This is a genomic window from Sphingopyxis sp. (assembly GCF_036675685.1).
Lineage (GTDB): Bacteria > Pseudomonadota > Alphaproteobacteria > Sphingomonadales > Sphingomonadaceae > Sphingopyxis.
This window is the reverse complement of sequence record NZ_JAKFEM010000027.1, coordinates 1-12,232: the sequence shown is the minus strand read 5'-3', so window position 1 is coordinate 12,232 and position 12,232 is coordinate 1. Positions and strand designations below refer to the sequence as shown.

At 64.9% G+C, this 12,232-nt stretch carries 12 protein-coding genes; 4 read left to right on the top strand and 8 right to left on the bottom strand.

The features are described 5' to 3' along the window. From dnaG to V6M50_RS12365, 3 genes are all read right to left on the bottom strand, one after another. The coding region (dnaG, locus tag V6M50_RS12375) for a DNA primase (protein WP_332818873.1) at positions 1-1,617 on the bottom strand (1,617 nt) is incomplete at its 3' end. Between the two features lie 64 nt (positions 1,618-1,681). Continuing rightward, entirely contained in the window at positions 1,682-2,074 is a 393-nt protein-coding gene (locus tag V6M50_RS12370; RefSeq protein ID WP_332818872.1) for an endonuclease domain-containing protein, read from the bottom strand. 125 nt (positions 2,075-2,199) lie between these two features. Then, positions 2,200-2,652, bottom strand: a complete 453-nt coding sequence (locus tag V6M50_RS12365; protein WP_332818874.1) for a GatB/YqeY domain-containing protein — start codon at positions 2,650-2,652, stop codon at positions 2,200-2,202. Positions 2,653-2,783: 131 nt separating this feature from the next. On the opposite strand from V6M50_RS12365, the gene carA reads away from it, so the two are divergent. The 4 genes from carA (at position 2,784) to V6M50_RS12345 (ending at position 8,935) form a co-directional block, all read left to right on the top strand. Next, the gene (gene carA, locus V6M50_RS12360; protein ID WP_332818871.1) at positions 2,784-3,980 is read left to right on the top strand and encodes a glutamine-hydrolyzing carbamoyl-phosphate synthase small subunit; all 1,197 of its coding nucleotides are present in this window, start codon (positions 2,784-2,786) and stop codon (positions 3,978-3,980) included. A gap of 412 nt (positions 3,981-4,392) precedes the next feature. Beyond that, positions 4,393-7,713 (top strand): carbamoyl-phosphate synthase large subunit, encoded by a 3,321-nt coding sequence (gene carB / locus V6M50_RS12355; protein WP_332818870.1) that lies wholly within the window; start codon positions 4,393-4,395, stop codon positions 7,711-7,713. 96 nt (positions 7,714-7,809) lie between these two features. Beyond that, a complete protein-coding gene (gene greA / locus V6M50_RS12350; protein ID WP_332818869.1) occupies positions 7,810-8,286 on the top strand; it encodes a transcription elongation factor GreA in 477 nt (158 codons plus the stop codon). Positions 8,287-8,299: 13 nt separating this feature from the next. Next, on the top strand, positions 8,300-8,935 hold the full coding sequence (locus V6M50_RS12345; RefSeq protein ID WP_332818868.1) for a rhomboid family intramembrane serine protease: 636 nt from the start codon (positions 8,300-8,302) through the stop codon (positions 8,933-8,935). Here V6M50_RS12345 and V6M50_RS12340 read toward each other — a convergent pair. The 5 genes from V6M50_RS12340 to V6M50_RS12320 all read right to left on the bottom strand — a co-directional run bounded on the left by V6M50_RS12340 (position 8,932) and on the right by V6M50_RS12320 (position 12,231). Beyond that, on the bottom strand, positions 8,932-9,474 hold the full coding sequence (locus V6M50_RS12340) for an NUDIX hydrolase (RefSeq protein ID WP_332818867.1): 543 nt from the start codon (positions 9,472-9,474) through the stop codon (positions 8,932-8,934). The two genes, V6M50_RS12345 and V6M50_RS12340, sit on opposite strands and share 4 nt — an antisense overlap. Positions 9,475-9,576: 102 nt before the next feature. Continuing rightward, the gene (locus tag V6M50_RS12335; protein WP_332818866.1) at positions 9,577-10,263 is read right to left on the bottom strand and encodes a TPM domain-containing protein; all 687 of its coding nucleotides are present in this window, start codon (positions 10,261-10,263) and stop codon (positions 9,577-9,579) included. A gap of 12 nt (positions 10,264-10,275) precedes the next feature. Next, positions 10,276-11,082 (bottom strand): TPM domain-containing protein, encoded by an 807-nt coding sequence (locus V6M50_RS12330; RefSeq protein WP_332818865.1) that lies wholly within the window; start codon positions 11,080-11,082, stop codon positions 10,276-10,278. Next, positions 11,079-11,633, bottom strand: coding sequence for a TPM domain-containing protein (locus V6M50_RS12325; protein ID WP_332818864.1), 555 nt, complete (start codon positions 11,631-11,633; stop codon positions 11,079-11,081). The genes V6M50_RS12330 and V6M50_RS12325 overlap by 4 nt, the downstream gene beginning before the upstream one ends. 1 nt (position 11,634) lies before the next feature. Continuing rightward, a complete protein-coding gene (locus V6M50_RS12320; RefSeq protein ID WP_332818863.1) occupies positions 11,635-12,231 on the bottom strand; it encodes a LemA family protein in 597 nt (198 codons plus the stop codon). Between the last annotated feature and the right edge of the window lies 1 nt (position 12,232).

The following is a 12,232-nucleotide window of genomic DNA, read 5'->3' as shown; positions in this document are numbered from 1 at the left end:
GAGCAATGTCATCGCCCTATTATACACTTTCATTGGCTCCAATATGGCAAGCAACCCCTCGCAATCAAGCCCTTCCTGACGCATTGCGCTGTCAAGCATTACGCCGAGCAGTTCGGCGTCGCTGGAATCGGCGACCGGCAGCCGCGTCAGCGCCTCCTCGTTGCGCCGGAGCGCTTCGGGATAACGCAGCAGCCCGCCGATCAAAGCTGCGACATAAGGCGCTGAAATCCCGGCCTGTCCGATGGAACGCGTTTCGTCGGCCGGAGGTTGCAACCGCGGGTCGGGACCGAAGCGGCGATTGCCATTCCCGCGCGGCGGATTTGGCGTCCACGGCTGGCGCTGGGCGCGCTCGGGCTGCTTGCGCGCGAAGAGCGTATCGAGCCGTTCGCGGAACGCTTCGCGATAATGGTGGCGGACGTCGGCATCCTCGATCGCGTCGGCGTGCGCGATCAGCCGGGTCTTCAATGCGGCGCGCTCTTCGGGGGTTGCGAGCGGGCCCGCCGCGACCTCGTGCGCCCAGAGGCGTTCGACGAGCGGCTGCGCCTCGTCGAGTAGCGCGGTAAAGCCCTCGGCGCCGCGCGCGCGAACGATGTCGTCGGGGTCCTGTCCGGCGGGCAGGATCGCGAAGGCGAGGCTGAAGCCCGGACGGAGCAAAGGGAGCGCGCGCATCGCGGCGCGCATCGCCGCCTTCTGTCCCGCGGCGTCCCCGTCGAAGCAAAGCACCGGCACCGGCACCATCCGCCAGATGAGCCCGAGCTGCGCTTCGGTGAGCGCGGTGCCGAGCGGCGCGACCGCGTCGGCGATCCCTGCCTCGGCGAGCGCGATCACATCCATATAGCCTTCGACGACGATGATCCGGTTCGTCTGCCGCGACGCTGGCGACGCCTTGTCGAGATTATAGAGGACGCGGCCCTTGTCGAAGAGCGGCGTGTCGGGCGAGTTCAGATATTTGGGCTCGCCGTCGCCCAAAATGCGCCCGCCGAAGGCGATCACGCGTCCGCGCGCATCGCGGATCGGGATCATCAGGCGTCCGCGGAAGCGGTCGTAGGGTTCCTTGTCGTCGACCGCGATCAGCATCCCCGATTCGACGAGCATCGCGGTCGGGAATTTCTTGAGCGCTTCCTTCAGCGCGCTGCGGCTGTCGGGCGCGAGGCCGAAGCCGAAGGCGCGCCGCGTCGGGTCGGATATGCCGCGCTTCGCGAGGTAATCGCGCGCCGGGGCGCCGTTGCTGCTGTCGAGCTGCTGGGTGAACCAGTCGGCCGCCCCTTGGACGACATCGCGCAGGCTCGCCGCCTCCTCGGCCTTTTTCGCGGCGCGCGGATCGGCGGCGGGGACTTCCATCCCGGCTTCGGCGGCGAGTTCCTTCACCGCGTCCATGAACGACAGCCCGCGCTGGTCGGTCATCCAGCGGATCGCATCGCCATGCGCGCTGCAACCGAAGCAGTGGTAGAAGCCCTTCTCGTCGTTGATCGTGAAGCTGGGCGTCTTTTCGTTATGGAAGGGGCAGCACGCTTTATATTCGCGGCCGGCGCGGGTGACCTTCACCGTGCGGCCGATGAGGGTCGACAGCGTGACGCGTGAGCGGAGTTCGTCCAGCCATTGCGGGGTTAGGGTCATAGGTGCGCCATGCCCACCCCCGACCCCTCCCGCAAGCGGGAGGGGAGAGGAGCCGTGTTCGAATTCATATGTCCCCCTCCCGCTTGCGGGAGGGGTTAGGGGTGGGCAGCAGGGCAAGAGTGCGTTCGATCTCGCTCACGACGCCTTCGACGTTCGCCATCACGTCACTGTTCGTGAAACGAAGGACTCGAAACCCGTTTTGAGCAAGCCAATGATCCCGATGCTCGTCATGGGCTTGGCGCATGTCGTGCGAGTATCCATCGAGTTCGACGATCAATTGGGCTTCCCGGCAAAGAAAGTCAGCGAAGTAAGGACCGACCGGCATCTGTCGGCTAAATTTCCAACCGTCGATTTTTCGGCCGGAAAGGCAGCGCCATAGGGTCCGCTCGGCGGGCGTCGCAGCGTTGCGCAACTCCCTTGCGTGCGGCGTATCTCGTGGCTGAAACTGTCCGTCCATGTGTCTAGCGGTATGCCCACCCCCGACCCCTCCCGCAAGCGGGAGGGGAGAGGTTAGTCCGCGGGCTTCCTTGCTCCCTCCCGCTTGCGGGAGGGGTTAGGGGTGGGCCAGCGCCGCTAGCGGAATCAGCTCAAAGCCGCCTTCACCCAGCCGCTCGCCTTGCTCATGTCGAGCTGGCTCCCGAGCCGTTCCTTCACCGCCGCCATCACGCGGCCCATATCCTTCAGGCTCTCGGCGCCCAGCTCGACCACGATCGCCTTGATCGCGGTCATCGCATCGTCGTCGCTCAACTGCGCGGGCAGGAAATCCTCGATCACGACGACTTCGGCGGCCTCGATGTCGGCGAGTTCCTGGCGGCCCCCCTGTTCGTACATGGTGATCGACTCGCGGCGCTGCTTCACCATTTTCTGCAGCACGTCGGTGACGAGCACATCGTCGTCGGCCGGCGGGGTGCCGGTCCTGAGTTCGATGTCCTTGTCCTTGATCTTGGCCAGCATCAGCCGGATGGTGCCGAGCCGCGCCTTGTCGCCGGCTTTCATCGCGGCGACCTGCGCAGCCTTGATGTCGTCACGAATCATACGTGTCCCCATGCGCTGCAAATTTCGGAAAGGCCCTCTCTAGCGCCAAGATTCCAAATCCGATAGCTTGTGAATCACTTTTTTGCCGCCTACTTGGTCGGCCGTTTAGCCCCCCGTCCGGAGCATGTTGAATGGCACCTGCCAACCCCTCTGCCGCGCCCGCAAGCCAGCCTTCTGGTGCGACTGGCGTTCTCGTCCTTGCCGATGGCACGATCCTGTGGGGGATCGGTTATGGCGCGGCCGGCGCGGGCGTAGGCGAGATTTGTTTCAACACCGCGATGACCGGCTATCAGGAAATCCTGACCGACCCGAGCTATGCCGGGCAGATCATCACCTTCACCTTCCCGCATATCGGCAATGTCGGCGCGAACCCCGAGGATATGGAGCGCGAGAAGCGCGCCGCGATCGGCTGCGTCACGCGCGAATTGCCGACGCTGCCGAGCAATTTCCGCAGCGTCCAGACTTTGCCCGAGTGGATGGCGGCGCAGGGGCTGATCGGCCTCGCCGGCATCGACACGCGCGCGCTGACCCGCCGCATCCGCGACGGCGGCGCGCCGACCGGGGTTGTGGCGCACAATCCCGAGGGCAAATTCGACATCGATAAGCTGCTGATGCTCGCGCAGGGCTGGCCGGGGCTGGAGGGCATGGACCTTGCCAAGACCGTTACGCGCGAACGCCAGGGCGCTTGGGATGCGGGCGTGTGGGCGCTCGGTTCGGGCTATGCCGCGTCGGACCACAAGCGCGCGGGCGATCCCGCGCCGCATGTCGTCGCGGTCGATTATGGCGCGAAGGACAATATCTTCCGCAACCTGGTCAAGGCCGGCGCGCGCGTCACCGTGGTGCCCGCGAAGACCAGTCTCGAAGAGATCGTCGCGCTGCGCCCCGCGGGTGTGTTCCTGTCGAACGGCCCCGGCGATCCCGCGGCGACGGGCGACTATGCGGTGCCGGTGATCAAGGGGCTGCTCGAACGCAATGTGCCGATCTTCGGCATCTGCCTCGGCCACCAGCTGCTCGCGCTCGCCGCGGGCGCGAAGACGGTGAAGATGCATCAGGGCCATCGCGGCGCGAACCACCCGGTTCAGCGCGTCGGTGGCGATGAGGGCGACGGCATCGTCGAGATCACCAGCATGAACCACGGCTTCGCGGTCGACGCATCGACACTGCCGGGCGGCGTGGTCGAGACGCACAAGAGCCTGTTCGACGGATCGAACTGCGGCATCGCGATCACCGGGAAGAACGCGTTCAGCGTGCAATATCACCCCGAGGCGAGCCCGGGGCCGCAGGATAGCTTCTATCTGTTCGAGAAGTTCGTGGGTGGGCTGAAGTGATTGCAGCAGTCGGCTATATTTTTCTCGCGCTGGCGGCGGGGCAATCGGCCCAAAGCGATGTGGCCTCTCCTCCATTGACGCTCTTATTCGAGTTCCCAGATGGTGTGCGGGGTGGGTATGGAAAGATCCAGGGGACAGGGTCGATGCCCGATTTGGGAGGCCCCTATTTTTCGCTAGAACAAATTCGAAAATGTGGCGCAGCCGACGCTAGATATTCGGAAGTGGAGATCTCGCACCGCCAGCTTATCGAGGCCTCCAGCACGGATCGGGATCGTGAAATCGTCCGATGTGTGAAGCACTCCGTCCCGTTTCACTTTTCTGTGTTCACGGCGTCAAAGGACTCTCCCCCAAATGATCTCCCTTTCCGGGAGTTCTGGTCCTCGCACCTAATACCTGCCGACAAGGTCCAATAATGCCCAAAAGAACCGACATCCAATCCATCCTCGTCATCGGCGCCGGCCCGATCGTTATCGGTCAGGCGTGCGAGTTCGACTATTCGGGGACGCAGGCGATCAAGGCGCTCAAGGAGGAGGGCTATCGCATCGTCCTCGTCAACTCCAACCCGGCGACGATCATGACCGATCCCGACCTCGCCGACGCGACGTACGTTGAGCCGATCACGCCCGAGATCGTCGCGAAGATCATCGCGAAGGAGCGCCCCGACGCGGTGCTGCCGACGATGGGCGGGCAGACCGCGCTCAACACCGCGCTGGCTTTGTTCAACGACGGCACGCTGACCAAATATGGCGTCGAGATGATCGGCGCCGATGCCGAGGCGATCGACAAGGCCGAGGACCGGATCAAGTTCCGCGACGCGATGACCAAGATCGGGCTCGAAAGCGCGCGCAGCGGCATCGCGCATAGCCTCGACGAGGCGCTCGCGGTGCTCGAACGCACCGGCCTGCCCTCTATCATTCGCCCCAGCTTCACGCTCGGTGGCACCGGCGGCGGCGTCGCGTACAACCGCGAGGAGTTCGAGCATATCGTCCGTGGCGGCCTGATCGCCTCGCCGACCACCGAAGTCCTGATCGAGGAATCGCTCCTCGGCTGGAAAGAATATGAGATGGAGGTGGTGCGCGACCGCAAGGACAATTGCATCATCATCTGTTCGATCGAAAATGTCGATCCGATGGGCGTGCATACCGGCGACAGCATCACCGTCGCGCCGGCGCTGACGCTGACCGACAAGGAATATCAGATCATGCGCAACGCGAGCATCGCTTGCCTGCGCGAGATCGGGGTCGAAACCGGCGGGTCGAACGTCCAGTTCGCGGTGAACCCGAAGGACGGCCGCCTGATCGTGATCGAGATGAACCCGCGCGTGTCGCGCTCGTCGGCGCTGGCGTCGAAGGCCACGGGTTTCCCGATCGCCAAGGTCGCGGCGAAGCTCGCGGTCGGCTACACGCTCGACGAGATCATGAACGACATCACCGGGGTCACCCCGGCGTCGTTCGAACCGACGATCGATTACGTCGTGACCAAGATCCCGCGCTTTGCCTTCGAAAAATTCAAGGGCGCCGAGGCTGTTCTGTCGACCGCGATGAAGTCGGTCGGCGAAGTGATGGCGATCGGCCGCACGATCCACGAAAGTTTGCAAAAGGCGCTGCGCGGGCTGGAAACAGGGCTTTCGGGCTTCAACTTCGTCGATCGCCTCAAGGGCGCGAGCCACGACACGCTGCGCAGCGAACTGGCGAAGGCGACCCCCGACCGGCTGCTCAACGCTGCGCAGGCGATCCGCGAGGGGCTGCCCCTCAGCGAGATCAACCGCATCGCGGGTTACGACATGTGGTTCCTCGAGCGCATCGCCGAGATCGTCGCCGCCGAGCAGGAGGTTTGCGAAAACGGCCTGCCGCGCGATGCCGAAGGGCTGCGCAAGCTGAAAGCGATGGGCTTTTCGGACAAGCGCCTCGCCTATCTGGCGCTCCAGTCGGCGAACCTGCGTCCGGGGTCGAAGCGCGCGACCGCGCGCGGCAGCGGGCTGATCCACGAAACGGTGAAGGCGATGACCGGCGGCGTGACCGAGGCCGAAGTGCGCGCGCTGCGCCATCGGCTCGGCGTACGTCCTGTCTTCAAGACGATCGACACCTGCGCCGCCGAATTCCAGGCGCAGACGCCCTATCTCTATTCGACCTATGAAGCGCCGACGTTTGGCGAACCCGAGTGCGAGGCGAACCCGTCGGATCGCAAGAAGGTTGTGATCCTTGGCGGTGGTCCGAACCGGATCGGGCAGGGGATCGAGTTCGATTATTGCTGCTGCCACGCCTGCTTCGCACTCGAAGAGGCGGGTTACGAGACGATCATGATCAACTGCAACCCGGAAACGGTGAGCACGGACTATGACACGTCGGACCGCCTCTATTTCGAACCGCTGACTGCCGAGGACGTGCTCGAAATCCTGCATGTCGAACAGCAGAACGGCACCCTCGTCGGCGTGATCGTCCAGTTCGGCGGCCAGACCCCGCTCAAGCTGGCGCAGGCGCTTTCCGACGCCGGCATCCCGATCCTCGGCACCTCGCCCGACGCGATCGACCTGGCCGAAGACCGCGAGCGTTTCGCGGCGCTGGTCAACAAGCTTGGCCTGAAACAGCCCGAAAACGGCATCGCGCGCAGCCGCGAAGAGGCGATCGCGGTCGCGGCGCGCATCGGTTATCCGGTGCTGACGCGCCCCAGCTACGTGCTCGGCGGCCGCGCGATGGAGATCGTCGACGATCAGGCGCAGCTTGAAAATTATATCGAGACCGCGGTGCAGGTATCGGGCGACTCGCCGGTGCTGATCGATCGCTATCTGCGCGACGCGATCGAGGTCGATGTCGATGCGCTCTGCGACGGCACCGACGTCGTCGTCGCGGGCGTGCTCCAGCATATCGAGGAAGCCGGGGTCCATTCGGGCGACAGCGCCTGCTCGATCCCGCCGTACAGCCTCTCGGCCGACATCATCGCCGAAATCGAACGCCAGACCGAAGCGCTGGCGCGCGCGCTGGGCGTGTTGGGGCTGATGAACATCCAGTTCGCGGTGAAGGGCGACGAGGTGTTCCTGATCGAGGTCAATCCGCGCGCCAGCCGCACCGTGCCCTTCGTCGCGAAAGCGGTCGGTTCGCCGATCGCCAAGATCGCGGCGCGGGTGATGGCGGGCGAGAAGCTTGCCGACCTGCCGAAGATCAACCGCGACATCAAACATGTCGCGGTGAAGGAAGCGGTCTTCCCCTTCGCGCGCTTCCCGGGCACCGACCCGGTGCTGTCGCCCGAAATGAAATCCACCGGCGAAGTCATGGGAATCGACAGCAATTTCAACCTCGCCTTTGCGAAAGCCCAGCTCGGCGCCGGCGACCGCTTGCCGACCACCGGCCGGCTGTTCGTGTCGGTCAAGGACAGCGACAAGCCCCGCATCGTGGGCGCGGTGCGCCAGCTGATCCAATGGGGCTGGCAGGTGATCGCGACCGGCGGCACCGCCGATTATCTGGCGGGCGAGGGGATCGACGTCGAACGCGTCAACAAGGTCGCCGAGGGCCGCCCGCATATCGTCGACCGGATCAAGGACGGCGATGTGCAGCTGATCTTCAACACCACCGAGGGTTGGCAGAGCCTGCAGGATTCGCAGTCGATCCGTGCTTCGGCGCTCGCCGCCGACATCGCCTATTATACTACGGCCGCGGCGAGCGATGCCGCGACGCAGGCGATCGGGGCATTGCGCGCGCACAGTCTTGAAGTGAAGCCGCTTCAAGACTATTATTGAGGATACCGCTCCACCCCCCGACATTGACGGAACAGCGGCGCAGCCGCCCGGCGAAACTTCGCTGGCGCTGGATTATTGACGAAGGACAACAGGATAATGGCAAGCGTAGAAAAGGTGCCGATGCTGGCAGAAGGCTATGAGAAGATGAGCACGCAGCTCTCTGCCCTCAAGGCCGAGCGACCGTTGATCGTCGATGCGATCGAGGAAGCGCGCGCGCACGGCGACCTTTCGGAAAATGCCGAATATCACGCTGCGAAGGAACGTCAGGGCCAAGTCGAAGCGACGATCGGCGACCTCGAAGACAAGCTTTCGCGCGCGCAGGTGATCGACCCGACGGCCTTGTCGGGCGACCGCATCGTGTTCGGCGCGACCGTCACCCTCGCCGATGAGGACGACAAGCCGGTGCGCTACCAGATCGTCGGTCAAGCCGAAGCCGACGCGAAGGATGGCAAGATCAGCTATAATTCGCCGCTCGGCCGCGCGCTGATCGGCCGCCGCGTCGACGACGAGATCGAAGTCACCGTGCCAGCGGGCGACAAATATTATCTGGTGAAGAAAATCGAATTCATCTGATGGAGGCAGCGCGATGAAGCCGCAGGACGCGCCGCTCGTCACGGGCTTTGCGCTCGTCTGCGTCGCGCTGTTCATCGTCCTGGCGATCACCGGGTATCAGGCGCAGGCCTTTCTCGGCGCGGGCTTCATCCCCGCGCGCTTCGGATCCGAGCTGATCGCCCCGCCGGGGACGCTGCTGCCCTTTTTCCTGACGCCGCTCAGCTCGGCCTTCCTGCACGGCGGGGTGCTGCATCTCGTCTTCAACCTGCTCGTGCTGCTGTTTATCGGCCGCCAGCTCGAGGCGCCGCTCGGCGCGAAAGCGATGGCGGTGCTGCTCGTTGTGGGCGCTTATGCCGGCGCGCTCGCGCAGTTTCTGGCCGACCCGCAGTCGACGGTGCCGATGATCGGCGCCAGCGGTGCCATCTCGGCGCTGATCGCGATGTTCGCGCTGATCTTCAGCCGCTCGCAAACGCCGGCGATCGGCCCGATTCCCAGCCATTGGGTGCGCGCGCTCTGGCTCGCCGCGGCGTGGATCGGCGTTCAGCTGCTGATCGGGCTTGCCGGCGGCGGTGGTTTTGGCGCGATCGCGATCTGGGCGCATGTGGGCGGCTTCCTCGCCGGTCTGCTGCTCGCGCGCCCGCTGCTGCGCTGGCGGTTCGGGGCGCGCTAGGCGAGCAACCCGCCCGCGAGCAGCATTGCGACGCGCACGTCGATCCCGCAGCCCTCGGCGCGTTTCGCCGCGACGAAATCGGCGATGCCGTCCAGTGGCACGCGGTGGACAATAATGTCCTCGCTATCGACCCCGCCGCCTTCGCCGACCTTGGTCAGCCCGGTCGCGATCAGCAGCGTGAAGCTCTCGCTGACCATGCCGGGCGAGCTGAAAAACTCGCCTACATTGCGCCAATGGTCGGCGCGATAGCCGGTTTCCTCCTCAAGCTCGCGCTGCGCCGCGATTTCCGACGCCTCGCCCGCAGTATCGTCGCCGACCAGCCCCGCGGGCAGTTCGAGGCAGTTGATCTTCAGCGGCACGCGATATTGCTCGACCAGGATGACGTGACGGCCGTCGGCGCCTTCGTCGATCGCGAGGATCACTGCGGCGTGGATACCGCGCGAACGTGAGACATATTCCCATGTCCCCTGCTGCCTGACGGTGATGAAGCGGCCTTCCCAGCGCGTCTCGATGGGGGTGTCGGGGGAGGGGCGGGTCATATCCATCCTATCGTCATTGCGAGCGAAGCGAAGCAATCCAGGGGCGGCTCCGCACCGCTCTGGATTGCCACGGGCCTTCGGCCCTCGCAATGACGATAGGGGTTAAATCTCGATCAGGCGGTCGGGAAGTTCGTTGGGATTCTCATCGCCCTTCGGGAAATGTTCGGCGAGCACGATCCCCATCTGGCGCACCGCCTCGGCCATGCCTTCGCCGGGCTGGCCGGCGCGCACGCGTTCGATCAGCGCCGCCATCGCATTGCCCCATACGTCCGCGGAGACTTTTGCGGCAATCGCCTCATCGGCGACGATGTCGGCGCGATGCTCTTTCAGGCTGAGGTAGAGGAGGACGCCGGTGCGCCCGATCGTCTTCGCCTCGGTCCCGACCTTGAACAGGTCGATCGCGCGCGCGCGGACGCGCTGCGCCTTGATCGCGCGCGGGGTCAGCGCCATCCGCAGCGGGCGCCACAGCAGGATCACCCACATGCCGATCCATTTGAGCACGCCGATGGCAATCACCGTCCCAAGCCACTGGTTGGCGGTGAATTCGTGCCCCCAGCCGCCGGTCAGCCGGTCATAGATGCCGCGATAAAAATCGGGGAAGAGCGCGATCACCGACATGGCGATGAACGCGATGACGCTCGCCCATACCAGCGCGACATCGTCATAATCGTTCGACTTCGCCGCGACGACGGTGACGATCTCGCCGCTCGTATGCGCCTCGGCCGCCGCGACCGCCGCGGTCACGATGTCGTGATCGGCTTCGCTCACATGGTTGATTTTGCTCGGCATGTCCTGCGTCCCCTACCAGCCGCCCGAGGCGCCGCCGCCCCCGAAGGAGCCGCCGCCGCCCGAGAAGCCGCCGAAGCCGCCGCCACCGCCGCCGCCCCACGACGATCCGCCGCCGCTTCCGCCGCCCCAGTCGCCGCCGCCCCAGATGATGATCGGCGCGTCCCACGGTCCGCCCCGGCGCCGTTTCTTGCCGCGCCGTCCGATGCTCGACAGCATCGGCAGGATGAAGAAGAAAAAGATGATGAAGCCGACGAAGATCAGCCCGCCGATATCGCCATCGCCGGCGCGGTCGCGTTCGGCGGAGTCCGCCGCCGCGGCGCGCGCCGCGGCTTCTTCGGGCGGCAACTGGATCTGCTGTGCGATCGCATTGACGCCGTCCTGGACCCCGCCGGGCATGTCGCCCGCCTTGAATTTGGGCGTCACCACGTCGCGGATGATCCGCCCCGACAGCGCGTCGGTCAGCACGGGTTCGAGCCCCAGCCCGACCGCGATGTTCATCCGCCGCTCGTTGGGCGCGATCAGGAAAACGACGCCGTCGTCCTTTGCCTCGTCACCGATCCCCCATGCGCGGCCCAGCTTGTAGCCATAGTCGGCGATGTCATTGCCTTCGAGGTCGTTGACCGTCGCGACGACGAGTTGGTGCCCGGTCCTTTTCTCCAGTTCGAGAAGCTGCGTATTGAGCGCGGCTTCCTCGGCGGCGGGGATGATGTCCGCTTGGTCGACGACGGGCGCACCCGCCAGTTTGGGAAAGGTCTGCGCCGTGGCGGGTGCGGCGAGCAGCGACAGGCCCAGCGCCCAGCCGAGCAGGACGGACTTCATTGCGGATCTCCCGTTTGCGCGGCGATGGCGTCGATGCCCGTCGACAGCCCACCAGCATAGTCCAGATTCTTGAAATGCGGTGTCATCTGCTTGACTATCTCCAAAGCCTCGTCGTCGGTCAGGATGCTTTCCATGCCCACTCCGGTCGCGATGCGCATCTCGCGTTCCTTAGGTGCGATCAGAATCACGATGCCATCGTCCTGTTTCTTGCCTCCTATTCCCCAGCGTAGGCCGAGGCAGGTTCCGAAATTGTCGATCCGCGCGCCGTTCAGGCTGGGCGTCGTGGCGACGACCATCTGGTGCTTGGTCCGCTGCTCGTAGAGGGCAAGCCGATCGGAAAGACGCGTCTCGTCTTCCGCGCCCAAAATCTTCGCCGCATCGGTCACGCGACCTTTGAGCGCCATCGGTGGGACGCCATCGCAGAAAGCCGATTCCGTCCCGGATGCGAGCACGGCCGAACGCTCTGCGGCGCCGGACGATGCCGGTGCCGCCTTGCAGCCGCCCGCGACCGTCAGGATCGCGAGCGGACCAGCAAGAGCGGCGAACCGCACCTTATTGCCCGAAATCGACCTTCGGCGCCTGATTGGCGTTGGGCGTGATCGCCTTGTACGGGGTCATCGGCTGCGCGCCATGGACGATCTTGGCGCCGATGATGTCGGGGAAGGTGCGGATCGTGGTGTTATAATCCTGCACCGCGCCATTATAGTCCTGAACCGACACGTTGATCCGGTTCTCGGTGCCCTCGAGCTGGGTCATCAGGTCGGCGAAGCGTGCCTGACTCTTGAGATCGGGATATTGTTCGACGGTGACGAGCAGACGGCCGAGCGCACTCGACACATTGCCCTGCGCCTGCTGGAACGCCTGCACCTTCGCGGGATCTTCGAGATCGTCGGTGCTCAGCTTGACCTGCGTTGCCGAGGCGCGCGCCTGGATCACGCCTTCGAGCGTCGATTGCTCGATCTTCGAGGCGCCCTTGGCGGTTTCGACGAGATTGGGGATCAGGTCGGCGCGCCGCTGGTATGCGGCCTCGACATTCGCCCATTTGGCTTTGGCGGCTTCTTCCTTGGTGGGAACGCTGTTGATGCCGCAAGCGGACAGCGACATCGCGGCAACGGGCACAATCAACCAACGGGCGGAACGCAAAGTCATG